Source organism: Mycobacterium kiyosense (genome assembly GCA_021654635.1).
Taxonomy (GTDB): Bacteria; Actinomycetota; Actinomycetes; order Mycobacteriales; family Mycobacteriaceae; genus Mycobacterium; species Mycobacterium kiyosense.
The window spans coordinates 983,157-1,008,203 of record AP025179.1; the positions used below are offsets into that span (position 1 = coordinate 983,157).

Below are 25,047 nucleotides of genomic sequence, written 5' to 3' on the forward strand. Positions count from 1 at the left end.
GCCCCGATCGAGTCGACCGGTGGTCCGGTGATGTGTCGGTTCGATGCGTTACGGTGCCGGCGTGGAGGAAGGTCTCTATGAATCGCTGGTGACCGAGCGGCTGAGCCGGGCGCTGGCCGCGCGTGCGGATCTCGAACCCGATATCGGGCCGGTCGACGACGCCGAGCAGCCGCTCACGCTGACCAGGCATCTGACGCCGCTGATCGAGCGCTCGCTGCGCGCGTCCAGGACTGCGCAGGCGCGGGCCCGGTTGGTGGACAAAATCTTGGCCGCGCTTTCGGATCCCGCGGTGCTGGACGAGACGCTGCATCAAGACGACCCGGCCAGGATCGACCGACTCGAATCCGTGGTGCGGGCGCACAAGCTCGGCGCGTCCCGCCCGGTGCGTCCGGTCACTCCGTTGTCGGATGCCGCGCTGATGACCAACGCCCGCAACGAGCCGACGCTGGCCGCGGAGCTGCGGGCTGAACTAGCCAGCGCTGATCGGGTGGATCTGTTGTGTGCCTTCGTCAAATGGCAGGGGTTGCGGCTACTCGAGGACCAACTGAACGAGCTGCGGCGCCGCAACGTGCCGGTGCGGGTGATCACGACAACCTATCTGGGGGCTACCGACGCGAAAGCCTTGGATGCGCTGGTTGACGACTTCGGTGCCGAGGTGCGCGTCAACTACGAAACGGACCGGACCCGTTTGCACGCCAAGGCCTGGCTACTGCGGCGAAACACCGGATTCGACACCGCGTACGTGGGCTCGAGCAATCTGTCGCACGCGGCGTTGGTGGACGGGTTGGAGTGGAATGTGCGGCTGTCGGCGATTGCGACGCCGCACTTGCTGGAAAAGTTTCGCGCTACCTTCGAATCATATTGGGAGAACTCGGAATTCGTCCATTATCAGCCGTCCGCCGATGGCGAGAAGTTGCGGCGTGCGCTTGACGTCGCCTCCGGGGCGCAATCGCGCGACCGGCTGACCGTCACGCTGTCCGGCCTGGATGTACAGCCCAAACCCTTTCAGGCCGAAATGCTGGAGGAGCTTGACGCAGAACGGGTTCTGCATGATCGTCACCGCAATCTGATCGTCGCGGCCACCGGAACCGGGAAGACCGTGGTTGCTGCGCTGGACTACCGGCGGCTCGCTCGAGACGTGCACGGTCGCGACCTGAAGTTGCTGTTCGTCGCGCACCGCAAGGAGATCCTGACGCAAGCGCGTCGCATTTATCAGGAGGTACTGACAGATCCCACCTTCGGTGAGCTGCTCGTCGACGGCCAGGTCCCGGTGCGATGGCGTCAAGTGTTCGCCAGCATCCAATCACTGTCCGCCGAACGGCTTGCCAAGCTGGAACCAGAACATTTCGACGTCGTCGTCGTCGACGAGTTCCACCATGCCGAGGCATCCTCGTACCGGCGTCTGCTCGATCATGTGAAACCGTTGGAACTACTCGGTCTAACGGCTACCCCTGAGCGCGGCGACGGCGTAGACGTACGCGAATTCTTCGACGGGCGGGTGGCCGCCGAGCTGCGACTCTGGGAGGCGCTGGAGCAGAACTTGCTCTGCCCGTTCCATTACTTCGGGATCCACGACGGTACGGATCTGGCAGACCTGCAATGGAAGCGCGGCGGCTACGACCTGGATGCGTTGAGCAATCTCTACACCGGCAACGACGCGCGGACCCGCGTCGTGCTCAAGGAGTTGCGCGACAAGGTGTCCGACGTGGCGGCCATGCGGGCGCTGGGTTTCTGTGTGAGCGTCGACCACGCGCGCTACATGACGCAACGTTTTCTCGCAGCGGGGATCAAGGCCCGGGCGGTGTGGGCGCAGACCGGGCCTGCCGAACGCCGGGCGGCGCTGACCGACCTGCGCAATCGGGAGATCAACGTGCTGTTCGCTGTTGATCTGTTCAACGAAGGACTGGACATTCCCGAGGTCGATACCGTGCTGTTCCTCCGGCCGACCGAGAGTGCCACGGTCTTCCTTCAGCAATTGGGCCGTGGTTTGCGGTTGACGCCGGGTAAGACGGTGCTCACCGCGCTGGATTTCGTCGGTAACCAACGCCGGGAGTTCCGTTTCGATCAGCGGTTCCGTGCGCTGACCGGGTTGGGGCGAAAAGCTTTGGAACGCCAGATACAGAACGGGTTTCCGTTCTTGCCGTCAGGTAGCCAGATCGTGCTCGACCCGGTGGCGCAGAATCTGGTGCTGGAAAACATTCGTCAGCAACTCGCACCGCGCTCCGCCGCGTTGGTGTCCGAGATCCGCTCTCATCCCAACGGCGAACTGTCTTCCTACCTGGACGAGTACGGACGCAGTCTCGAGGATCTGCTGCGACCGGGACGCTCATGGACGACGTTGTGCCGCGAAGCCGGCAAGCCGGTAGCCGCGCCAGGTCCACAGGAGCGCGTCCTGGTCAAACGGGTGCGAGCCGTTGCCCACGTCGACGACAGGCGACGCCGCGCTGCCTATCAGGCGATGTTAGGCGGTGAGACGCCGAGTCCCGCGGAAGAGCGTTTGGCGGAGATGCTGTTCTTCTCGCTATTTCCCGACGGCGGTGGCTTTCCAAGCGCCGCAGCAGGTCTCGCTGCGCTGCGGCAGGAGCCGGTCGCCGATGAGATGCGCCAAGTGATCGACATCGCCTTCGATGGTGCGCACCGCAGCACATACCCGTTAGGCCAGTTCGTTCCCGAACTCGACCGAGTGCCACTGGCCGTGCATGCCAGCTACTCCCGAGAGGAGATACTCGCCGCGCTCGGGTTCGCGTCACTGCGTCGCACCCCGAGCACCATGCGCGAGGGTGTCGCCTGGTGTGAATCGGCGCGCACCGATGCATTCCTGATCACGTTGAAGAAGAGTGAAACGGATTATTCTCCGACGACGATGTACCGCGACTTCGCGCTGAACCAGCAGCTATTTCACTGGGAATCGCAGTCCACCACCACTTCGGCGTCGCCGACCGGGCAGCGTTACATCAATCACCGTGAACGTGGCTCCCACATCTTGCTGTTCGTGCGCGAAACGAAGGGAAACGCATTCGGGGCCGCCCCGTATGTCTTCCTCGGTCCCGCTGACTACGTGTCGCACGAGGGCGAACGGCCCATGGCGATCACCTGGCGACTGCGTTGCCCGATGCCCACCGAGGTATACATGGCAGCGCGTGCTGCGGTCGCCTAGAAACGATCAGGGCCGGCTTCGATCCACCAGGGTGGGACGCTGATATCCAGTCGGGTGCTCGCGCGATATCCGGCCCACGTGGGCACGCCCGCCGGCTGCCCACGGTAAATGCCGCGCGCGGCCGCGATGACCCGGGGCCGCTGAGTTGGCCACTGGATGTCATTGGCAATCTGCTCCAACAGATTTGGGTCGCGCTCCAAGACCCGGTCGACGATGTCCACGGCGGGCAGCGCACCGCTCTTGTCGCTGTTGCATCTGCCGCACGCCAGCACCAGGTTGGCTTAGCCGTCGATTCCGACCAACGACCAGGGGAGCACATGGTCGATCGGGTTGTTGGTCGGTAAATGCGTATTGCAGTAGAAGCAGTGCGCGCCGAAAGCTTCTTTCAGTGGATCCCGGACAATGGCCAAGGCGGTACGCTCCCTGCCGAAGAGATGTCCCGCGACGTCGGGCACCTCGGCGTCGAGAAACCTGTTCATCCGGCGGACGTCGTCGACCCACATGATTTCCAGCGCGGGTTTGAGCAGTCCGGACAGCCGTGCCAGGCCGTGCGCCACCCCTGGGTGCAGCACGATGGCGTCCCCGTGGGCGCGCAGCGACGACCGGGAAACGTGATCGTGCAGGAACGAGTCGTCGTACAGAAACGGATCGCTTTGCGCCGACCCGGGCAGCCGTTGCAGCCGGTGCAGCGGCTGCTGCGCCAGGCACAGCGCAATCTCGTCAAGTGCACGCCGATATACCTCCGGCACGCGGATCATCGCCACGTCCAGCGAGCGTCCACTGTTTCCGACAGCGGACGCTATACGTAACTGGTTGACGGTGTGCAGGATCCGGGCTTTGGGTTGGGTGGACTGCTGCAATTCATGTCCGTCGAAGGGGCGCACCTGGCGCCAGTAGATCTCCAACACCCGGTGGGCCAGATCGGGAATCGGGACCGTCAACCTGTCCTCGGGTGCCGGCGGCAGATTCTCGATGCAGAAGTCGATGAGCGCGGTCAGGGTCGCCAGTTTGTAGGTCGCGGTGCGCAACCCGGTCTCCAGGATCGCCACGACGCGCTGCCCCAGTAGCAGCGGATCCAAACGATTCTCGTCCATCGCCCACAGTCACCTCTTCATCCACAATCCTAGGGTTTCCGGTGCCTGCGACCCAGGCTCGGCGCCCTCTCGTGTCAGAACTCGGCGCGACACTCGAGGCAGTCGAAACTTCGAGTTGCAGCTCGCGCGAAAAGACAACGGGCAGTTGGCAACTCTGGATAGCGGGCTGGCGGCCCTGCACAGCGACGTCGCCGTGCTCGTTCCCGTCGCGCCCGGCTAAATCGCCCGAGTGGCGTGCAGCCGATGCGCAAGCCCGCTGGCCCGGATCGCCCGTCGGCCGACGGCGGCGCGCACCGTGCTCTCGGAACCGACTACTCGGACCTTCTTCTTGGCCCGGGTGACCGCGGTGTAGAACAGCTCACGCGTCAGCAGCCGCGAATCCTCCGGCGGCATCAGCACAGTGACGTCGTCGGCCTGGCTGCCCTGGCTCTTGTGGATCGTCATCGCGTGCATGGTCTCGACATCGGACAGCCGGCTGGAGGCGAACCCGAGCAAGCCGTCGGTGCCGGCGATGACGACGCGAAGCGCACCTTCGTGCTCCGCGTCCAGGACAGTCACCCCGGCGTCGCCGTTGTAGACGCCCAGCCCATAGTCGTTGGTGGTGACAAGCACCGGTCTGCCGACGTACCAGGACGACCAGATCGGCTCGCCGGTAGCCTCGGCCAGCCAGCGCTCGACCTGTCGGTTCCAATATTGGATACCGTGCGGACCGCGGCGGTGCGCACACAACAGACGATGCTCGTCGAGGGTCGCCAGCGCGGCCGTCGCATCACCCAGCACCGCTGCCGCACGCAACCGAAGCGCGTGCGGGACAAGTACCTTACGCAGCTCATCGGTGGGCTCGGCGGTGTCGATCCACTCGACGTGATCCCCGCCGGCCCGCAACACTTCGACCGCCAGGTCGGCGTCACCGTCGCGGATCGCCAACGCCAGCGCACCGATCGACTCACCGAAGCGATGGGAGGTCTTCAACACCGCCAGTGCCTCGTCCTGCGGGCCCAAGCCGTCCACCAGGTCGGCCAGCACAGCGCCGGCCTCCACCGATGCCAACTGGTCCGGGTCGCCGACCAGCAGCAGACGCGTCTGGGGGCGCACCGACTCGAGCAGCCGGGCCATCATGGTCAGCGACACCATCGAACACTCGTCGACCACGATGACGTCGTGCGGCAAACGGTTGGCGCGGTGATGGCGAAACCGCGACGAGGAATCCGGCCGACTGCCCAACAACCGGTGCAGTGTGGTGGCGCGCAGACCCGAAACCCGTTGCTGGTCAACCTCACTGAGCTCACCGATCTCCAACTGTACCGCCTCGTTGAGCCGAGCCGCGGCCTTGCCCGTGGGCGCCGACAATGCGATGCGCAACCGCGGCCCGCCGGCCAGCTCCTGCTGCTCGGCGAACAGCGCCAACAACCGTGCCACCGTGCTGGTCTTGCCGGTGCCCGGCCCGCCGGTGAGCACCGTCAAGCCTTGGCGCAGTGCGGTGTTCGCGGCCGCCCGCTGTTCTTCGTAGTCGTGGGGGAACAGCCGGTCGAGCCCGGATATCTGCCCCGCCGCGCGGTTCGACAACAAGGCGCGGTTTGACAACAAGGCTACGAAATCGTCGGCGACCTGTTGTTCCTCCCGCCAATACCGGTCCAGGTACAGCAGGCGGCCGTCGTAAACCCGCAGCACGGGCGGGGATCCGGCCAGCGGGCTGGCCAGGACGGCGGCCAGCCACTCGTCGGGATCCGGCCACGGCAACCTCGGCACACCGACCTGTGCCTCCACCATGCGCAGGTCCAGGCAGACCGAGCCGCCCCGCAACGCGCGCACCACCAAGGCCACCGCCAGCGAAACCGACGGATCCGATTCGCCCGACATCTCCGAAAGCCGCTGCGCGACATGGACGTCCGCCGATTCGATCACGCCGGCCTCGTTGAAGGTCCGCAAAATCCCGGCAGCCCCCACGGCCTGCCGCCAGTCGGCCGGGTCGACGATCTCCACCGTCATGCCGCAGCCCTGCCGGCGTCGAGCAAATCAGAAATCGACGTCACCAGCGCCGCCGGCGGCGCCCAACTGAACACCCCGGCCGGATGCCCGTCCACCACCGGGGTGTCCGGTCCGCACATGCCGCGCAAGAACAGATACAGCACCCCGCCCAGGTGACGGGCCGGATCGTAGTCGGGCACGCGCCAGCGTAGAAAGCGGTGCAGCACAACGCTATACAGCAATGCTTGCAGCGGATAGTCCGAATGCAGCATCGCCTCGACCAGTCGCGGTCGGGTGTAATCGGCCGCCGTCAGCGAGGACCGGTCCGCATCGCCGAGCCAGTTGGTCTTGTAGTCGACCACCAGATACCGGTGTTCGGTGCCGTCGGGAATCCGCAACACCGCGTCGACCGAACCACTGAGATACCCGCGCAACGATTGGTCGCCCAGCGGTTCGCCGGCCAACCTGTCGGCATAGCAGGCCAACGGGTCATCGGCGGGTAGGTGCGAGCGCAACAACAAACCGACATCGGACAGCCGAACATCGGCCGCGCCCGCGCGGACGTCACCGCCGGCCAGGGGAAACTCGAAGTCCAACTCGCGCAGCCGGTCCGGCAGACCGATCTGCCGTAGCGTCACCCCCGCGGCCAGCGGGCCCAGGGGAGTGTCGTGCATCGTGACCAGAGCGGCGGCCAGTTCCGCGGCAGGCGTGTCCACCGGCCACCAGACCGAATGCACCCGGATCTGCGCTTCGAGCTCAGCGGCGAGATCGGCGGCGAACGGATCGGCCGTCTCCAGCACCGCGTGGACCAACGAACCGAACTTCGCGCCGGTCGGCAGTGCGGCCATCGGCGAGGGCACCGCGGATGTGGCTGCCGGCCTGGTCAACGGAATGTCGCCGACTTCGTCGTCCAGCTCGGCCACCTCAGGCTCGCTGCTCACGCCGACGGACACCCCCGGCCGCTCCGAGACCCGGATCAGCCCCGAGTAGGACGTGCGCCGCCATGCGGTGTCGATGGGCCGATGGAAGTGCCGAATGTCCAGGTCCGACGGCGCCATGCGGTCCGGAACGCCGGGCGACGGGCCGATCACCGATTCCTCGATGACCGGACCACTGGCGTCTTCCCACTCCCGCAGTCGCAACCACGCTTCCTCGTCGCTGATCTTGGCGGGCGTGCAGCGGTCGGGCACCACGGAATCCCCGGGGCGCCGGCCCCGCAGCAGCCGGGACAGGCCGCCGTTGGGTTCGTCGTGTGCTGGCGACCACCAGGCCACCACCTGTGACTGGGCCCGCGTCAGCGCGACGTACGTAAGCCGGCTGTCGTCGCTGGCCGCCTCTTGACAACCCAGCTGTTCCACCGCGGCGAAATCCGGACTGTCCTTGCCACCGACATGCAGGCAACGCACATCCCCGTCGTGGAACAGCACCAGATCGCGTTCCTGGATGTTGCGATTGAACGCGAACGGCAGGTACACGACGGGATATTGCAGGCCCTTGCTCACCCACACCGTCATGATCTGCACCGCCGCGGCGTCGCTGTCCAGCCTGCGGTTGCGCTCGGTGGCGCCACCCCGCTCGTCGCGCTGGTCGCGCAGCCAATCCCGCAGCGCGGGCAGCGAATACTGCTCGCGGTGGGCGGTTTCCTGCAGTAGCTGCGTCAAATGCGCCAGGTCGGTCATGTGTCGCTCGCCGCCCTGCCAGGACAGCACCCGATCGCTCATCCCGGCCATCTGCGCCGCCTCGAATATCGCCGCCACGCCGCGCTGCCGGGCGTGGTCGGCCCAGCCGCGCAAGGTGTCGGCGACGCGGTCGGTGAGCGCGTCCCCGCCGCTTGCCAGGTCCTCGGCGGTGTGGCCGAAGAACATCGTCGCCGCGGCGGCGCGCACGATGCCGGGGCGGTGCGGTTGGTCGAAGGCTTCCAGCAGCGCCAGCCAGTCGTCGGCGGCGGCTGAGGCGAACACATCCGAATCGCCGGTGTACACCGCGGGGATACCGGCGTCGGCAAGGGCGCGATGGCAGGCGCGGGCATCCTTGTGCGTCTCGACGATCACCGCGACGTGACCGGCCCCCAGCGGTTTGCCGTCGAACGTGGCGCCGCCGGCCAGCAGCGCGCCGATGTCCGCGGCGAGGTCGCGACCGATGTGCTCCCGCAGTTCGCCGATAGGAAGATTTTGAAGTCCATTGCGGCCCAATGTTTCTCGTTTCACAACGCGAAGCCGGAACGGATGGTTGCGGGGCGCCCCGGCCAGGCGGTGGCCCTGATGACAGGCCGTCACGTCGCGGACGACGATGTCGGGGCCGCCGAGTTCGGCACCCAGCAGCACCGCCTGCAGCCGGTCGACGAGCGCGGCGTCGCTGCGCCAGTTCATCGCCAGCGTCCGTTTGTCGCCCGCGGTCGCGGCGGCATGCAGGTAGGTCACGATGTCGCCGCCGCGAAACGCGTAGATGGCCTGCTTGGGGTCACCGATGAGGATCAGCGTGGACCGGCCGCTGAACGCACGCTGCAACACCTGCCACTGCACCGGGTCGGTGTCCTGAAACTCGTCGACCATCACGATCGGCCAGCGTTGATGCATGCGGACCCGGGCCGGGGAATCGTCGGTGTCGAGGGCGTCGGCCAACCGGATGAGCAGATCGTCGTAACCCAGGATGCCGCGCTTTCGCTTGCGCCTTTCCAGCTCGGCGAGAACGCTTTTGACGAAATTCACGCGCACCGCGGCCGGGGAGCCCTGCGCCGGATCGAGTGGCCGCAGCTGCGTCGACGGGTTGTTCACCGCCTTGCGGGCGATCCGCAGCGCCTCGGGATAATCCAGTACCGGATCGTCACGCTGCTGCCCGAAATGCGCAAGGTACAGATCGTCGACGATCTCGGTGACCAACTCGTCGAGATCTTCAACCAGAGTGACGCCGGCGTCCGTATCACCGGCCACACCAAGTGATTTCAGCACCAACTGGCAGAACTGGTGGATGGTGGCGATGGTCGCGGAGTCGAAGTCGGCCAACGCATCCCGCAGGCGTTGCCGGCGCCCCGCACGTTCGGAATCGGTGCCCGCGACGAGACGGCCCACCAGCTGGTTGTCGCCGACCGCGCCCGGATCGTCGAAAGCATTGAGCGTATCCACGATTTGGCATCGCACCCGTTCGCGGAGCTCCTGGCTGGCCGCCCGCCCGAACGTGATGAGCAACATTTCATCCAGGGTGGCCCGGCCCTCGGCGACGTACCGGGTCACCAGGCCGGCCAACGCGAACGTCTTACCGGTTCCGGCGCTGGCCTCCAGCACCGTGGTGGAGCGCGCGCCGGGCAGCGGGCCGAGCAGGTCGAACGGTTGCATCAGCGGTGGCTCCGTTCCGCGTGCACTTCGGCCCGCAGCATCGGCAGCCAGAGTCGAGCGGCGTAGGCGCCCAGGCGATTGTCTTCTCCCTCGTATTCCTCGCCGGGGCGCAGCGGCTGCATCAGATCAGTCAGCGGGGCGTGCCGTCCCCAGGCTCGCACGTGAGCCGGCTCGTCGTCCTCGCCGGGGTACCGGTCGGATTTCCACCGGTACCGGGCCTTGGTAATCGGGTCCTCACCGGCATAGCGGGCCACCGCCCACGCGTAGGAAGTCTTGACGGGCAACGGAATCGGCTCCCGGCGTCCGGCGTCGTAGATGGCCACCAGGTCACGCAACAGATCGGCGGCGGGCTGCGGTGGTTGTCCGAGGCACTCCTCGCGCGCAGTAGTGCCCCCGCTTCGGCCGGCCGATGCAGACGGCCGACCAGTCACGCCCGGGGAACTGGGCGAACAACGCCAACAACGGGATCCACGATTGCAGCAGATGCTTGCCGTCGAGCTTGGAGTACGTCACCGACACCAACCGGTCGCCGAACACATGCGGCACCGTGCCCGTCAACCGTCGACCGCCGAGGTCGATGTCGACGTCGTAGGCGGCCGCGTCGACGTGCCGGTGCTGCCGCGCCGCGTCCGCGAGCAGGGCGGCCTGGTCGCGGATCTCGGTCACCTTGCGCCAGCCGAGCCGGCCGGGTGGCAGCGTCCCGCGCCGCCACTCCGCGTGCCGGGCCTGGTCGGGAGCCATGCCGGCCAGGATGTCGTTGAGCATCCGATCACCGACGGTCCACGCCTCCAGCGCGTCGATCTCCACCGGCATGGCGTCCGCGACGCCGTCGACGTCCCACGGCAACGTGTACTCCAGCGCCCGGAAGAACCCCTTCACCGGATCTTTGAAGAACGAGACCAGGTCTGCGAGTGCGATGTCGTCGATCGGTGGGGGCGGCAGCGGCCCGCAGATGAACTTCGGTTGCTCGGCGCGCACACCGCTGGCCGACCGGGCCGCGCGCAAGACGGTCGGATCGAAGCTGAACGGCACCCCCGGGACCAGTCGGCCACGCTCGACGTTACGAATATCGAAGGGCTGCAACGGATGTTCGGTGACTATCCGGGAACGAACGTGTTGCTCGGTCGTGTTGTCCAGGGTGTCGAGCAACTCGGCCAGCGGGACCGCGGGTGGCCGACGTTGACCCGAATACTCGTTCGCGCCGGTGTAGGTGATGACCAGATGGTCGGTGGCCGCCCCGACGGCGTCGAGCAGCAGTTGCCGGTCCTCGGAACGGATGTCGCGCTCACCGGTCAGCGGGCGGCGGGCCAGCACGTCGTCACCGTCGACGACACCCAAGCGCGGGAAGACGCCGTCGTCCAGACCCACCAGGCAGATCACCCGGTGTGGGACCGAACGCATCGGGACCATGGTGCAAACGGTCAGCGTGCCGGTACGGAAGTTCGCCCGAGTGGGACGCCCGGCGAGGTGGCGTTGCAGCAGTGCGCGCACGTCGGTCAGCCGCAGCGGCGTCTGCGATCGGTCTCCCGCGGTACGGAGCACGTCGCCGAACTCGCGCTGCAGCTGGCTGGTCTGCCACGCATCGGCATCGTCGATCGCCGTCAACAGGGCGACGCCGTCGGTCAACGCGGTCAACCACTCCCGCAGCGCGCGGATCCCGGTGAGGGAATCGACCGCACGCCGCAACCGGTCGACGAACTCGGCGAACTGGCCCACCAGTTCGACCCGGTTGCTGCCGACATCGTCGAGCGGCAGCGTCGAATCGATCCACGAATGCGAAGCCTCCGACAGTGCGACCCCGGCCAGCACGCGGTCGACCCCGAATCGCCAAGTGTTGTGCACGAAGTCGACCCCGAACGGCGCGCGGTGCTCCTTGTCGAAACCCCACCGGATGTTCGCCTGGCGCACCCAGCGGGTGATGCCCTCCAGGTCGTCGTCGCCGAACCCGAAGCGCGCTCGCACCGGAGCGGCTTGGGCAAAGTTGAGCACCTCGCTCGCCGTCACCCGGCCGTTCGCCAGCTCGAGCAGCTGGGAAGCCACGCCCAGCAGCGGATTGGTTTGCAGCAGTGAACGATCGGCGAGCCGCACCCGCAGCCGGTGGCCGGGATGGACGCCCGGAACCACATCGCCGAGCCCGAAGTCGGCCACGATCAACGGCGCATAGGTCTCGATGTCGGGGCACATCACCAGGATGTCCCGCGGCTCCAGGGTGGGGTCGTCGGCGAGCAGGCCGAGCAGCACCTCGCGCAGCACGTCGATCTGGCGGGCCGGGCCGTGACAGCTGTGCACCTGGACCGAGCGGTCGTTCGGCGCAAGTGTGCGTCCCTGGGGCCGAACAGCGTTGGCGGTCAGGTCGGACTGCAGCCAGCCGAGCAGGGTGTCGGGTCTCTCGGCGCCGGCGAGTGCCTCGTCGGTCGCGGGATGAGCGGGCAGGCTACGTTGCAGCTCGCGCAGATCCCTGCCCAGCGTGGCCAACAGCGGATGCCCGACCTCGCGGTGACTGGTGTCCTCCCGGCGCGGCAGGACACCGTGACTGCCGGCCAGCGCCTGCCACAGCGCGTCGCTGGGATGCGGCAGCCACAAGTGCAGCTCGTGGTGGGTGGCCACCGCCTCGAGCAGTTCTACGTCGGTACCGGCCAACCGGGTATGCCCGAACAGGGACAACCTGGGCGGTAGCTCCGCGCGGCCGGCGTGCAAACGGGTGAGCGTCTTTTCGTGCCGGACGTGCGGTGGATCCGCGGGGACCCGGGCGACCAGCGCGCGCCACAATTCGGGCTGCCAGGCCAGATCCTCGTCGAGGTTGCCGCCGTTGCCGTCCAGCCAGTCGACCAGCAAACCGGGGCGTTGCCGAGCGTAGGAGGCGAACAGCCCGGCCAGCCGACGCGCCACCGCGTAACGTCGTCCCCGACGCAGTTCGGCTTCGTCTCCAATTTCGAAGTGCCCCAAATGTTTTGCCAGCGAGGCACACCACGGCTCGTCCAGTGAACAGTCGATCACCTCCAACAGCGGCCACGTCATGGCCTCGGGCGACCACGGATCGTCGTCCACGGTTCCGGTGACCTCGGCGATCAGCGACGCCGGGCTGCGGAACGACACGCCGGCGCACACACCGTCGCCACGATCCGGCTTGCGCCCCAATCGGTGGGACAGCCGCTGACTCAACCAGCGCTCGACCCCGCGGGCCGGCACCAGGACCAGCTCCAGGGCAAAGGGGTCCGCCAGCGGCTCGGCCAACAGGGCGCCCAGACCGTCGGCAAGCAGATCGGTCCGTTCGGCACGGTGTAGATGAAGCGCCATCGCGGGCCACCATAGTCCGTGGGGCCGACACGTCGCCGTCATGCTCGGCTTCCGATCGGGGGCTGCGGTGCGTCGACTCACGCCGGATCACGGCATGCTGGGGGACGTGAACAGACACGAGATCACCGAACAGATCGTCGTCGCCCGGTTGACCAGGGGTCTGAGCTGGCAGCAGCTGGCCGACGCCATCGATCGGCCGCTGCTGTGGACGACGTCGGCGCTGCTGGGCCAGCACCCGATACCCGCCGAACAGGGCAAGATCCTGGTCGACCTGCTGGGGCTGGACGAATCCACCGTGCCGATATTGGCGGCGACCCCGATGCGTGGCGGACTGCCGACCGCGGTGCCCACCGACCCGACCATCTACCGCTTCTACGAGGCGCTGCAGGTCTACGGCGGCGCGCTCAAGGAAGTTATCCACGAGCAGTTCGGCGACGGCATCATGAGTGCCATCAACTTCAGCATCGACCTACAGAAGAAGCCACACCCGTCGGGGGACCGCGTCGTGGTGACCTTCGACGGGAAATTCCTTCCCTACCAATGGACTTCGGCCCATCAGTGAGCCGCCAGCGTAACCGCACTCAGGGTTACTTGGGGGGCATCCGGATTCCACCGTCCACCCGGACGACCTCGGCGTTCATGTAGGAGTTGCTGAGCAACTCGAGAACCATCGAAGCCAGTTCGTCGGGCTTGCCCAACCGGTGCGGGAACAGCACCGACTCGCCCAGCTTCGCCTTGAACGCCTCGGAAGCTTCGCCTTCGCCGTAGATCGGGGTGTCGATCAGACCGGGAGCCACCGTGTTGACCCGGATCCCGACCGCGGCCAGGTCGCGGGCCACCGGCAGTGTCAGCCCGACCACGCCGCCCTTGGACGACGAATACGCGGCCTGGCCGATCTGGCCGTCGAAGGCGGCGACACTGGTCATGTTGACGATCGCCCCGCGCTCACCGGTCGCGCTGGGTTCCAGCCGGCTCATGGCCGTTGCCGCCAAGCGGATGCAGTCGAACGTGCCGACCAGGTTGATCGCCAACACCTTCTTGTAGGCATCCAGGTTGTGCGCCGAGGCGAACTCGCCGTCCTTGCCGATGGTTCGCTGCGCCCAGCCGATGCCCGCCGAATTGACCAGAGCACGCAACGGGCCCAGGTCGACCGCGGTGTTCACCGCATCCTCGATCTGCTCGGTCTTGGTGACGTCGACGGTGACGAAGGCGCCGCCGATCTCGTGAGCGAGCTCCTTGCCGCGCTCCTCCTGCAGATCGGCGACGACGACCCGGGCGCCCCGGGCAGCCAGTTGCCGAGCGGTGGCCGCACCGATTCCCGAGGCCCCACCGGTGACGATTGCACTGATTCCGTTGATATCCACCAGGCAACACTAACTATCCCCCGAATCGGAGATCGCCAGAGGATCTGCCCGCAGCGGTGACTCGGCCCCAGCCGATGGCTAGTCTCGACGGTATTCCTGATACCAAAGCACAGAATTCGAAGCCGGCGCGCCGCAAACCCGTCGACCTGGTGCTCTCCGGCGGCGGCGTCAAGGGCGTCGGTCTGGTCGGCGCCGCCGTCGCCGTCCTGGACGCGGGGTACACGCTCAAACGGGTTTCCGGCGTCTCCGCCGGATCACTGGTCGGGTCGATTCTGGCAGCCGCAGCCAACGGCAACCAGCTCACCACCGACCAGATCAAAGAGATCGCGCTCACCCTGCCCTACGACAAATTCCGGGACAGCGGACCCGTCGGTCAGCTACCGCTGGTCGGCTCGGCATGGGGACTGCTACGCGAAAACGGTTTATATCGAGGCGATTTCGCCCACCAATGGATCCGCAGTGAACTGAAGAACCTGGGCGTGACGACATTCGGTGACCTGGCCCTGACCGACCGGCAGATCAGTGTCGAGCGACGCTACCGGTTGGCGGTCACGGTCACCGACATCACCACCGGTCAACTCGCGCGGCTGCCCTGGGACTACCAACGGCTCTACGGTCTGGATCCCGACGAACAATTCGTTGCCGACGCGGTCCGCGCCTCCATGTCGATACCGTTCTTCTTCCGGCCCGTCACCCTGACCAGCAACACCGGACTCACCTCCACCCTGGTGGACGGCGGTGTGCTGTCGAATTTTCCGATCGACACCTTCGACCGGCCCGACTGCAAGCCGCCGCGCTGGCCCACCTTCGGCATCACCGTGGTGCCGGAACTGCCCGGCGACAACGAACAGGTGATCCCCGGCATCGGCGCGCTGCGCCTGCTGGGCCCGCCGTCAATACTGCTCGAACAACTGATCACCACCCTGATCGTCGGACACGATCAGACCTATCTCAACCAGCCCTGGGTCAAGGCCCGCGCGATCAGGGTCGACTCGACGGCGGTCAACTTCCTGGACTTCGGCATCACCCGCAACGACGCCGAGGCCTTGTACGACAAGGGTTACGCGGCGGCCCAAACATTCCTGTCGACGTGGAATTGGGTTGAGTACCTCGAGCGGTACCGCCAATACCAGTAGCCCCGGTTACCGGCCGAACTCCTTCTCGATGCCGTCGATGCCGGCGCGGATCGCCTTGAGGGCATCCGCGCGGGCCCGCAACTTCGTCGCGGCGTGCGCGGCCTGCTTGAGACGGGCGAATTCGTGCGCGGACTCCTCGGCGCGGGCGACCACCCGGTCGGGCAGCGCCATCTCGTCGATGAAGCCCGCGGCCAGCGCCGTCTCACCGAAGAAAGTCTTTGCCAGGCCGGCGGCCTGCTGGTAGGCCGACGGAGTCAGCCGCAGCTTCATGATTTCCATTGCGGCCCACGGGATCACCATGCCGATCGCGACCTCGTTGGCCTGAATGTTGGACGCGTGGGCGGCGATCCGGTGGTCGCCCGAGCACAGCAGAAACGCGCCCATCGCGATCGCCGGACCGGTGCAGGCCATCACCACCGGCTTGGGGTAGGTCAACAGCCGGTAGGACAACTCGAAGCCGCCGCGCAGCATGTCGATCGCCGGCTGCAGATCCCCGGACGTGAGGATCTTCAGGTCGAATCCGCCACTGAACACCCGCTCGTTCCCGGTGATCACCAACGCGCCGACCTCGTCGCGGTCAGCCTGGTCGATCGCGTCGTTGAGGGCCTGCTGCATGGTCGGCCCCAGCGCGTTGACCTTGCCGTCGTCCATCCGGATGACCCCAATGGCCTCGTCGTGGGTGTAAACGACCGGACCGCTCATCGAGTCTCTCCTTCGGTGTTCGATTGTGTCGCGTCGACGGTGCTACACGCGTTGGCTGTGATGCTTACCCAGCTCATTCTCGGCGTCACCCCAGCGCAGGCTGACGTCGGTCGGCTCGTCCAGCTGCCGCGTGCGCCACCTGTCCTGGGTTTCCTGCACCGCCCGGTTGATGCGGTCGATCTCGCCGCGGAACACCTCGGGGCGCGTTTCCTTGCTCGCGTAGTGGAAATAGGTGAGCACGCTGCGCAGCAGCTCGAGCTTCTGCTTCTCCCGCTTGGCCAGGTCGTGCGTCGTCATCAATTCGATGCGCTGCACGGGCGGCAGCGCGTCCCAGTCCAGCACCACCTTGGTCTCCAGCGGCTGTCGCTCCCGCTGCCAGAACTTCCAGCCCCGCGGCCGCTGCGGCCGGTCGTAGTAACTGACGGTGCCCTCGAAGCGGGACTCGACCCCGTGTCCGATCTCGGCCCGGTCGAGCGCCGAATCCCACACCATTCGCCACTCCTGGCCCGGCGCCAGCATCGGCAATTCCCGCGGCAACTGCAGTTCGACGACGTCGGCGTAACCGTCGGAAGCGTTTTCGTATTCGGCGACGGTCGGGGGATTGGGGAAGTTGAACCGGATATCATACGCCGCGGTGCGACCGAAATTGCGCACCACCAGCTCGATGACGTGCCAGTCCGCCACGTGCGGTTCCATCAGCATGGCGACGTACGGGCGCGTCTTCTCCGCGGCCAGCGCGCGGTTCCGCTGCAGCTGGCGGTAGGTGAAGATCAGCGCGACGACCCCCAACGCGAGTGCCGCCCATGCGGCCCACGCCAACCAGGTGCTGGACTCGGCGTTGGCGATCCCTTGCCAGCTTCCTTGGACCCAACCCATCGAATCCGCCCTCCGCTCGGGAATGTAGCTTCGATGATCGTAGAAGGACTAGCTGTGTATTGCTGCCGGACCTATCGATCGTGCCCAGAATGGCCATTCGTGTTCGCCCGAAAAACGACTATCAGCCGCCCATCATCATTCGCCACTGGTCGAGGTTAGCGGGCCGGTACACATAATTTGTGCGTTTGACCTCCGAGAGTGAGGCATTGGGCTCAGGCGCATACCAGTGCCCGGGAAACACCGTCGGGTCGCCCGGCAACGCCGCCAGCTGCTGCAGGCTGCGGAACATCTCGTCGGAGTCGCCACCGGGGAAGTCGGTGCGCCCGCACCCTTCCAGGAACAGCGTGTCGCCGGCCACCAATCGTCCGTCCAGCAGGAAGCACTGGCTGCCCGGCGTGTGCCCCGGGGTGTGCAGCAACTCGATCTCGATGTCTCCGATGCTGACCTTGTCCCGGTGCTCGTGGGTGGTCAGGTCGCTCAACGGGATCCCGGTTACCCGGGACACCCACAGCGCCTCATGGGTATTGACGTGTACCGGCACGCTCGCCCGGTCGAGCAGCTCAGCCAGGCCTTTGAGCTCGAAACCCATCATCGATCCGCCGACATGGTCCGGGTGGTGATGGGTGACCAGCACTCCCGACAAGTGCATGCCGTCGGCCTCGAGCGCGTCGACCAGATCGCCGGCGGCGTACGCCGGATCGACCACCACACAGTCGCCCGTTTGCCGATCGCCGATCAGGTAAGCGAAGTTGCGCATCTGCGTCGCGATCGGGTCGCCGGTGGCGAAATCACGGCCGGAAAGCAATTGACGGAAATACAGTCGATCGGTGTCAGGCATCCCATCAGAGTATGGGTTGGCCGAAGTAACCCCAATGCGGCCTTCGACCAGGGCAGACCTTGCCAGGGCTCGTAAAATGGATACATGCTGAAAAGGGTCGAGATCGTGGTTGAAGACTCTTTGCTTCAACAGGTCATAGGCAAGTACCACCTGGCCGACGCGCGCGAAGCCGTCTTCCTGGCGCTGAAAGCTCTCCTGGACGAAGCCGACGAGCCCGAGCACGAGCCGCAGGACGAAGAGTACGACGAGTTCAGCGACCTGAGTGCCTGGCGTCGCGACCCCATCGCGACACCGGCGAGCTGACTGCTGTTTGCGGAGTGCGGTCACCTCAACCGCCCCGTGGTTTGGAGACGTTGCGCGCCAGGCTGTACCCTCTTTTAGGCCCGGGACCGGACTGGTCGGCGCGGGCGAACGGCCCCCTTAGCTCAGTCGGTAGAGCGTTTCCATGGTAAGGAAAAGGTCAACGGTTCGATTCCGTTAGGGGGGCTCGGCGGACGCCGAGCAGGCGACGGCCCCGACCCTCGGGTTGGCGCTGAGGCGGTGTAGCTCAGTTGGTTAGAGCGAACGACTCATAATCGTTAGGTCGCCGGTTCGAGTCCGGCCATCGCTACAAGGCAACATTGGATTTAGACAGTTCTGAACGACAGACGCGAGAGAGATTGAGTCATGGCTTCCAGTACCGACGTCCGCCCCAAGGTCACTCTGGCGTGCGAAGTGTGCAAGCACCGCAACTACATCACCAAGAAGAACCGCCGCAATGACCCCGACCGGCTGGAGCTCAAGAAGTTCTGCCCGAATTGCGGCAAGCACCAGGGACACCGCGAAACTCGATAGCAGCCGCTGCAGTCGGTTTCAGATCTCCCGGGAAATACTTTAGGTAGGTTCAAGAGCTGTGGCGTTGTCCAAAGACATAGTCGGGATGCATTACCGCTACCCCGACTATTACGTGGTGGAGCGGGAGAAGATTCGCGAGTACGCCACTGCTGTCCAAAACGACGAACCCTACTTCTACGACGAGGATGCGGCGGCTGAACTCGGCTACAAAGGGCTGGCGGCACCGCTGACGTTCATCTGCGTGTTCGGTTACAAAGCTCAGACGGCGTTCTTCGACTACGCGAACATCGCGATCTCGGACGAGCGGATCGTCCAGATCGACCAGGTACTCAAGTTCGAGCGGCCGATCGTGGCCGGCGACAAGCTGTACTGCGACGTGTATGTGGACTCGGTACGCGAGGCACACGGCACCCAGATCATCGTCACCAAGAACATCGTCACCAACGACGCTGGTGACATCGTGCAAGAGACCTACACGACCCTGGCTGGTCGTGCCGGCGAAGATGGGGAAGAAGGATTTTCGGATGCCTCTGCGTGAGTTCAGTTCGGTAAAGGTGGGTGACCAGCTCCCGGAGCGGACCTACCCGCTGACCCGCCAAGATCTGGTCAACTACGCCGGTGTCTCGGGTGACCTCAACCCGATCCACTGGGACGACGAGATCGCCAAGCTGGTGGGGCTGGACACCGCGATCGCGCACGGCATGCTGACCATGGGTATCGGTGGCGGCTACGTCACGTCGTGGGTCGGCGACCCGGGCGCGGTGACCGAGTACAACGTGCGGTTCACCGCCATCGTCCCGGTGCCCAACGACGGCAAAGGCGCCGAGCTGGTGTTCAGCGGTCGGGTGAAGTCCGTCGACCCGGAAAGCAAGTCGGTGACCATTGCGCTGACGGCCACCACCGGTGGCAAGAAGATCTTCGGCCGGGCCATCGCCTCGGCGAAGCTGGCGTAGCGGGATGGCTCTCAAAACCGATATTCGCGGGATGACCTGGAAATATCCAGACTATTTCGAGGTGGGGCGCGAACAGGTTCGGCAATTTTCCCGCTCGGTCAAGTGCGATCATCAGGCCTACTACGACGAAGCTGCCGCCGCCGAGATCGGCTACGACGCCATTCTCGCCCCCCTGACCTTCGTGTCCATCCTGGCGAAACTGATCCAGGACGATTTCTTCCGCAACGTCGACGTGGGCTTCGAGACCATGCAGATCGTGCAGGTCGACCAGAAATTCGTCTACCACAAGCAGATCAAGGTAGGCGACAAGCTCTATGGCAGCCTGCGCATCGAATCGGTCGACGAGCGTTTCGGCGCCGACATCGTCGTCACCAAGAACTTCTGCCACAACCAGGACGGTGAGTTGGTCCTGGAGGCCTTCACCACCCTGATGGGTCACGAAGGAGACAATTCCATCCAGCTCAGGTGGGACAAGGAAACCGGGCAGGTAGTCAGGACCGCGTAATTAGTATCTGGGTCCTGCGTCGATGTACACTCGGACCTCGGGTTTTCCCATTACCAGCGCGCTGTCCGTCGGTTCGCCTCACCGCACGGGGAGCGCGCGAGTCATGTAAGCCCGCCGAAGGGGCGTAGCTCAACTGGCAGAGCAGCGGTCTCCAAAACCGCAGGTTGCAGGTTCAAGTCCTGTCGCCCCTGCTGAAGGCTGAAAGGCCCGAGGAGGAGCCGGACCATGGTGGTGCCGTGCCATGGTGGACACTGGAAGTGTGGCCACCGAAAGTGGCACGGGGGGCGCGGAACAGCTAGCGAACGAAGGAGCATGCGGTGAGCGACGAAGGCGACGTTGCCGACGACGCCGCAAGCAACGGCGGTGAGACCGAGGACAACGGCGGTCGGACGGCCGTGGTGACCAAGGCGGTAACGAGGCCGCAACGCCCGACGGGCAAGCGGTCCCGGCAGCGCGTGGAGATCGACGACGAGTCCTCGTCAGACGAGGAGACGTCCGCCGACGCCAAGGCCGGCAAGGTCTCCGTCACGAAGGACGCCAAGAAAGACAAGAAGGGCGCTGCGAAGTCGTCTTCGGCCAAAGCCAAGTCGGCCGGCAAGGACAGCAAGTCCAAGAAGGCCGGTTCGTCGGGTGCGGTCAACCCGTTCGTCTTCGTCTACAACTACCTCAAGCAGGTTGTAGCCGAGATGCGCAAGGTGATCTGGCCCAACCGCAAGCAGATGCTCACTTACACATCGGTGGTGCTGGTTTTCCTGGCCTTCATGGTCGCGCTGGTAGGCGGCGCGGACCTGGGCCTGAGCAAGCTCGTGCTGCTGGTGTTCGGCTGAGACAGAAATAGAGAGGACCGAAAACCGTGACTACCTTCGACGGTGACACGTCCGCGGGTGAAGCGGTCGACCTGCAGGAGGCCCAGGACGCAGGCGCCCCGGCTGAAGACGCAGGCGCCGCCCCGGCTGAAGACATCGACCCGGCCGCCGCGCTCAAGGCAGAACTTCGCGCCAAGCCAGGAGACTGGTACGTCATCCACTCCTACGCGGGATACGAGAACAAGGTGAAAGCCAACCTCGAGACCCGTGTGCAGAACCTCGACGTCGGCGACTACATCTTCCAGGTGGAGGTGCCCACCGAAGAGGTCACCGAGATCAAGAACGGCCAGCGCAAGCAGGTCAATCGCAAGGTGCTGCCCGGCTACATCCTGGTGCGGATGGATCTGACCGACGACTCCTGGGCAGCCGTGCGTAACACGCCCGGAGTGACCGGGTTCGTCGGCGCGACCTCCCGCCCGTCGGCGCTGGCGCTCGACGACGTGGTGAAATTCCTGCTGCCGCCGGGATCGGCCAAGAAGGTCGCCAAAGGCGCGGCCAGCACCGCCGCCGCGGCCGAGACGGGTGGGCTGGAACGCCCGGTTGTCGAGGTCGACTACGAGGTCGGCGAATCGGTAACGGTGATGGACGGCCCGTTCGCGACGTTGCCGGCCACGATCAACGAGGTCAACGCCGAGCAGCAGAAGCTCAAGGTGCTGGTCTCCATCTTCGGCCGGGAAACACCGGTGGAACTGACCTTCAGCCAGGTCTCCAAAATCTAGCCCGCTGGGCACCCAAATCACGGAAGGAACGTAGGACAACTCATGGCCCCGAAGAAGAAGAAAGTCGTCGGGCTGATCAAGCTGCAGATCGTGGCGGGTCAAGCCAACCCAGCACCGCCCGTCGGCCCCGCGCTCGGCCAGCACGGCGTCAACATCATGGAATTCTGCAAGGCGTACAACGCCGCGACAGAAGCCCAGCGCGGCAACGTCATCCCGGTGGAGATCACGGTCTACGAGGACCGCAGCTTCACCTTCGCGCTGAAGACCCCGCCCGCCGCCAAGCTGCTGCTCAAGGCCGCCGGCGTGGGCAAGGGCTCGGCGGAACCCCACAAGACCAAGGTCGCCAAGGTCACCTGGGACCAGGTGCGTGAGATCGCTGAGACCAAGAAGACCGACCTCAACGCCAACGACATCGACGCTGCGGCCAAGATCATCGCCGGCACCGCCCGGTCGATGGGCATCACCGTCGAGTAGTTCCCGCAGTAACCCGAAAGCGTGGGAGGGCCAGCTTCGGCCCGCTGACCACGGACCCAACCCAGATTGGATATCGAATGAGCAAGACCAGCAAGGCATACCGCGCCGCCGCCGAGAAGGTGGACCGCAACACCCTCTACACCCCGTTGCAGGCGGCCAAGCTCGCCAAGGAGACCTCCTCGACCAAGCAGGACGCGACCGTTGAGGTGGCGATTCGCCTCGGCGTCGACCCGCGCAAGGCCGACCAGATGGTGCGCGGCACGGTCAACCTGCCGCACGGCACCGGCAAGACCGCCCGCGTCGCGGTGTTCGCGGTGGGCGAGAAGGCCGAACAGGCGCAAGCCGCGGGTGCGGACATCGTCGGCAGCGACGACCTGATCGAGAAGATCCAGGGCGGCTTCCTGGACTTCGACGCCGCGATCGCGACCCCGGACCAGATGGCCAAGGTCGGTCGGATCGCCCGGGTGCTGGGCCCTCGCGGGTTGATGCCCAACCCCAAGACCGGCACCGTCACGCCCGACGTCGCCAAGGCCGTCGCCGACATCAAGGGCGGCAAGATCAACTTCCGGGTCGACAAGCAGGCCAACCTGCACTTCGTCATCGGTAAAGCGTCGTTCGACGAGAAGGCCCTTGCCGAGAACTACGGGGCTGCGCTCGACGAGGTGCTGCGCCACAAGCCGTCGTCGTCCAAGGGGCGGTACCTGAAGAAGGTGACGGTGTCGACGACCACGGGTCCGGGTATCCCGGTTGACCCGTCGATCACCCGCAACTTTGCTTCGGAGGGGTAGCGAGCAGCGCCGTAGGCGCTGCGAGCGGACCCGACCGTCGATCTGGCTGGGGTAGCGAGCAGCGCCGTAGGCGCTGCGAGCGGACCCGACCGTCGATCTGGCTGGGGTAGCGAGCAGCGCCGTAGGCGCTGCGAGCGGACCCGACCGTCGATCTGGCTGGGGTAGCGAGCAGCGCCACAGGCGCTGCGAGCAGCGCCACAGGCGCCGGGGCTAGCCACCGCACTCGGCAATACGCCGGCGCAAGAAGGCATGGCTCGGCGCAGAACCGTTGGACGCCAAGGCAATTCGATACCAGTCCACAGCCTCGCCGCGCCGGCCGGCGCGGCGTAGCAGATCCGCCCGCACCGACGGGACCAGATTCGACCGGGCCAACCGCGGATCGTCGGCCACCTGCGCCAAGGCAGCCAATCCGGCGTCGGGCCCATCGCGGAACCCGACCGCCACGGCCCGGTTGACCGCCACCACCGGCGAATCGGCGAGCCCCTGCAAGCGGTCATAGGCCGCGCAGATCGTCCGCCAGTCGGTCTGTTCCCAGGACCGCGCGGTAGCGTGTGCCGCCGCGATCACCGCCTGCGGCAGATATGGGCCCGTCGATCCCGCTGCCAGCCGCAACCGCTGCAGGCCGCGGTCGATCCGACTCCGGTCCCAGCGATGCCGGTCCTGCTCCTCGAGCGGCACCAGCCCTCCCGCGTCGTCGACGCGCGTCGTCCGGCGCGAATCGTGCAGCAGCATCAGGGCCGCCAAGGCGTGGCACTCCGGCTCCTGCGGCATCAGCGCACACAGCTCCCCGCCCAGCCGGACACCCTCGTCGCACAGTTCGTCGCGAATCGCCGACGGGCCGGCCGTCGACCAGTAGCCCTCCGTGAAAACCGAGTAGATGCAGCTCAGCACATGCGGGGTGCGTTCGGGCAGCAACTCCGCGGGCGGGACCCGCAGCGGGATGTTGGCGTGCCGAACCTTGTTCTTGGCCCGCGTGATTCGCTGACCGACGGCACTCTCGGTCTGCAGCAGCGCGCGGGCAATCTCGGCGACGGTCAGCCCCGACACCAGGCGCAGCGTGAGCGCCAGCTGCGACTGGCGGTCCAGCGCGGGATGCGCGCAGGTGAACATCATCCGCAGCTCGTCGTCGGGCACCGGCTGCGGCTCGGTGTCGTCGGTGCGCGCCCGGATGTCGTCCACCACGGCCGCCAATTCTTTTCCGGGACGCACTGATTCACGACGCAGCCGGTCGCGGGCACGATTGCGCGCCACCGTCACCAGCCAACCGCCGGGACTATCCGGAAACCCGTCGCGCGGCCAGGACCGAAGCGCCTCGGCGCACGCCTCCTGGACGGCGTCCTCGGCGAGGGTGAGGTCACCGGACCACCGCGCGAGCGCGGCGACGGCCGGACCCCACTCCCGCCGGAAGACGCCTTCCAGGCTGGTCACGTGGTGCGGCTACAGTCCGGAAATGCCGGCCAGACGGCGCAACTCCACCGCGGTGGCCGGGATCATCGACGCCACCTTCACGGCCTCGTCGCGGTCGTCGGCACCCAGCAGATACATTCCGGTGGCGATCTCCGCGCCCTCGGCGAACGGGCCATCCGTGATCAGCGTTTCGCCGTCACGGACGCGCACCGTCGTCGCGGTGGACCGGTCGTGCAGCGCGGCGCCCCCGATCACGTGGTCGCCCGCGGCGGCTGCGAAGTCCGCGTGCCGAGCCGACGCCGCCTCCCACTCCGGGGTGCCGGGCGGGTGCGCGGAGCCGGGCGGCTCCAGCAGCAGCGCAAGCCAGTCGTCACCGGTAAGCCGGCGCGACGGTTCGAGGGAGTGGACCACCGGCCACAATTCCACCGCCCCGAATGCGGCCACGGGGACGTCGCGTGCCAACGCCAGTGCGTCGTCGAGGTTCTCCACCTCGAACACGTAGTAGCCGCAGGCAATCTCGGCGGACTCGGCGAACGGACCGTCGGTGGCGATCGGCGCATCCTGCCCGCCGGTGATCCGCACCCCCGCCGCCATCGGCGCCAGCGCGTCGCCGGCCCGGATCGCCGGACCCGCCTTGGCGTGGAAGTTCTGAAAAAGCTGCCATCGCGGCCGCGCCGTCATCGGGCGTGCGGTCCTGCTCCCTGCTGATCAACAAAGCCAGATACTGCATGTGTCTC

At 66.2% G+C, this 25,047-nt stretch carries 19 protein-coding genes, 3 tRNA genes and 4 pseudogenes; 16 read left to right on the forward strand and 10 right to left on the reverse strand.

Going from position 1 to position 25,047, the window contains the following annotated elements:
• Positions 1 to 61: 61 nt before the first annotated feature.
• Positions 62 to 3,157, forward strand: coding sequence for a DUF3427 domain-containing protein (locus L6444_RS04635; protein WP_236983809.1), 3,096 nt, complete (start codon positions 62 to 64; stop codon positions 3,155 to 3,157).
• On the opposite strand, the pseudogene L6444_RS04640 reads toward L6444_RS04635, so the two are convergent.
• Positions 3,154 to 4,251: pseudogene (locus tag L6444_RS04640) on the reverse strand (HNH endonuclease). The gene L6444_RS04635 and the pseudogene L6444_RS04640 overlap by 4 nt on opposite strands.
• A gap of 118 nt (positions 4,252 to 4,369) precedes the next feature.
• Between L6444_RS04640 and L6444_RS04645 the strand changes: the two are divergent.
• Positions 4,370 to 4,471: pseudogene (locus L6444_RS04645) on the forward strand (VapC toxin family PIN domain ribonuclease); the annotation flags it as partial.
• Here L6444_RS04645 and recD read toward each other — a convergent pair.
• The 3 genes and pseudogenes from recD to recC all read right to left on the reverse strand — a co-directional run bounded on the left by recD (position 4,468) and on the right by recC (position 12,848).
• Positions 4,468 to 6,240, reverse strand: coding sequence for an exodeoxyribonuclease V subunit alpha (recD, locus tag L6444_RS04650; protein ID WP_236981041.1), 1,773 nt, complete (start codon positions 6,238 to 6,240; stop codon positions 4,468 to 4,470). The pseudogene L6444_RS04645 and the gene recD overlap by 4 nt on opposite strands.
• A complete protein-coding gene (gene recB, locus L6444_RS04655; protein WP_236981043.1) occupies positions 6,237 to 9,551 on the reverse strand; it encodes an exodeoxyribonuclease V subunit beta in 3,315 nt (1,104 codons plus the stop codon). Before recB ends, recD begins: the two co-directional genes overlap by 4 nt.
• Positions 9,551 to 12,848, reverse strand: a pseudogene (gene recC / locus L6444_RS04660) (exodeoxyribonuclease V subunit gamma). The gene recB and the pseudogene recC overlap by 1 nt, the downstream one beginning before the upstream one ends.
• Before the next feature lie 106 nt (positions 12,849 to 12,954).
• Here recC and cynS point away from each other — a divergent pair.
• On the forward strand, positions 12,955 to 13,410 hold the full coding sequence (cynS, locus tag L6444_RS04665) for a cyanase (protein WP_444980218.1): 456 nt from the start codon (positions 12,955 to 12,957) through the stop codon (positions 13,408 to 13,410).
• Between the two features lie 25 nt (positions 13,411 to 13,435).
• Here cynS and L6444_RS04670 read toward each other — a convergent pair whose 3' ends face one another.
• Positions 13,436 to 14,212, reverse strand: a complete 777-nt coding sequence (locus L6444_RS04670; protein ID WP_236981048.1) for an SDR family oxidoreductase — start codon at positions 14,210 to 14,212, stop codon at positions 13,436 to 13,438.
• 74 nt (positions 14,213 to 14,286) lie between these two features.
• On the opposite strand from L6444_RS04670, the gene L6444_RS04675 reads away from it, so the two are divergent.
• Positions 14,287 to 15,348 carry a patatin-like phospholipase family protein gene (locus L6444_RS04675; RefSeq protein ID WP_236981050.1) on the forward strand — a complete coding sequence of 354 codons (1,062 nt, stop codon included), beginning with the start codon at positions 14,287 to 14,289 and terminating at the stop codon, positions 15,346 to 15,348.
• A gap of 6 nt (positions 15,349 to 15,354) precedes the next feature.
• Here the strand turns inward: L6444_RS04675 and L6444_RS04680 are convergent, their stop codons facing one another.
• From L6444_RS04680 to L6444_RS04690, 3 genes are all read right to left on the reverse strand, one after another.
• Entirely contained in the window at positions 15,355 to 16,050 is a 696-nt protein-coding gene (locus L6444_RS04680) for a crotonase/enoyl-CoA hydratase family protein (protein WP_236981052.1), read from the reverse strand.
• 42 nt (positions 16,051 to 16,092) lie between these two features.
• Positions 16,093 to 16,926, reverse strand: a complete 834-nt coding sequence (locus L6444_RS04685) for a hypothetical protein (protein ID WP_236981054.1) — start codon at positions 16,924 to 16,926, stop codon at positions 16,093 to 16,095.
• Between the two features lie 121 nt (positions 16,927 to 17,047).
• Positions 17,048 to 17,764, reverse strand: coding sequence for an MBL fold metallo-hydrolase (locus L6444_RS04690; protein WP_236981056.1), 717 nt, complete (start codon positions 17,762 to 17,764; stop codon positions 17,048 to 17,050).
• Positions 17,765 to 17,848: 84 nt separating this feature from the next.
• Between L6444_RS04690 and L6444_RS04695 the strand changes: the two genes are divergently transcribed.
• The 12 genes from L6444_RS04695 to rplA all read left to right on the forward strand — a co-directional run bounded on the left by L6444_RS04695 (position 17,849) and on the right by rplA (position 22,903).
• Entirely contained in the window at positions 17,849 to 18,067 is a 219-nt protein-coding gene (locus tag L6444_RS04695) for a type II toxin-antitoxin system VapB family antitoxin (RefSeq protein ID WP_236981058.1), read from the forward strand.
• A 111-nt stretch (positions 18,068 to 18,178) separates the two neighbouring features.
• Positions 18,179 to 18,252: transfer RNA gene (locus tag L6444_RS04700), tRNA-Thr, on the forward strand.
• 48 nt (positions 18,253 to 18,300) lie between these two features.
• Positions 18,301 to 18,374, forward strand: a tRNA-Met gene (locus tag L6444_RS04705).
• Between the two features lie 56 nt (positions 18,375 to 18,430).
• On the forward strand, positions 18,431 to 18,598 hold the full coding sequence (gene rpmG, locus L6444_RS04710) for a 50S ribosomal protein L33 (RefSeq protein ID WP_205876410.1): 168 nt from the start codon (positions 18,431 to 18,433) through the stop codon (positions 18,596 to 18,598).
• Positions 18,599 to 18,656: 58 nt separating this feature from the next.
• Positions 18,657 to 19,136 (forward strand): (3R)-hydroxyacyl-ACP dehydratase subunit HadA, encoded by a 480-nt coding sequence (hadA, locus tag L6444_RS04715; RefSeq protein WP_236981060.1) that lies wholly within the window; start codon positions 18,657 to 18,659, stop codon positions 19,134 to 19,136.
• A complete protein-coding gene (hadB, locus tag L6444_RS04720) occupies positions 19,123 to 19,551 on the forward strand; it encodes a (3R)-hydroxyacyl-ACP dehydratase subunit HadB (protein WP_236981062.1) in 429 nt (142 codons plus the stop codon). The genes hadA and hadB overlap by 14 nt, the downstream gene beginning before the upstream one ends.
• Positions 19,552 to 19,555: 4 nt before the next feature.
• On the forward strand, positions 19,556 to 20,056 hold the full coding sequence (gene hadC / locus L6444_RS04725; RefSeq protein WP_236981064.1) for a (3R)-hydroxyacyl-ACP dehydratase subunit HadC: 501 nt from the start codon (positions 19,556 to 19,558) through the stop codon (positions 20,054 to 20,056).
• 118 nt (positions 20,057 to 20,174) lie between these two features.
• A tRNA-Trp gene (locus L6444_RS04730) sits at positions 20,175 to 20,247 on the forward strand.
• Between the two features lie 126 nt (positions 20,248 to 20,373).
• Positions 20,374 to 20,883, forward strand: coding sequence for a preprotein translocase subunit SecE (secE, locus tag L6444_RS04735; protein ID WP_236981066.1), 510 nt, complete (start codon positions 20,374 to 20,376; stop codon positions 20,881 to 20,883).
• Between the two features lie 26 nt (positions 20,884 to 20,909).
• Positions 20,910 to 21,641 (forward strand): transcription termination/antitermination protein NusG, encoded by a 732-nt coding sequence (gene nusG, locus L6444_RS04740; RefSeq protein ID WP_236981067.1) that lies wholly within the window; start codon positions 20,910 to 20,912, stop codon positions 21,639 to 21,641.
• A gap of 42 nt (positions 21,642 to 21,683) precedes the next feature.
• On the forward strand, positions 21,684 to 22,115 hold the full coding sequence (rplK, locus tag L6444_RS04745; protein WP_180916890.1) for a 50S ribosomal protein L11: 432 nt from the start codon (positions 21,684 to 21,686) through the stop codon (positions 22,113 to 22,115).
• A 77-nt stretch (positions 22,116 to 22,192) separates the two neighbouring features.
• Positions 22,193 to 22,903 carry a 50S ribosomal protein L1 gene (gene rplA, locus L6444_RS04750; RefSeq protein ID WP_236981069.1) on the forward strand — a complete coding sequence of 237 codons (711 nt, stop codon included), beginning with the start codon at positions 22,193 to 22,195 and terminating at the stop codon, positions 22,901 to 22,903.
• A gap of 210 nt (positions 22,904 to 23,113) precedes the next feature.
• On the opposite strand, the gene L6444_RS04755 is transcribed toward rplA, so the two are convergent.
• Both L6444_RS04755 and L6444_RS04760 read right to left on the reverse strand, forming a co-directional pair.
• Positions 23,114 to 24,331 carry an RNA polymerase sigma factor gene (locus L6444_RS04755; protein ID WP_236981071.1) on the reverse strand — a complete coding sequence of 406 codons (1,218 nt, stop codon included), beginning with the start codon at positions 24,329 to 24,331 and terminating at the stop codon, positions 23,114 to 23,116.
• Positions 24,332 to 24,340: 9 nt separating this feature from the next.
• Positions 24,341 to 25,040 (reverse strand): annotated as a pseudogene (locus L6444_RS04760) (YciI family protein).
• Positions 25,041 to 25,047 lie beyond the last annotated feature (7 nt).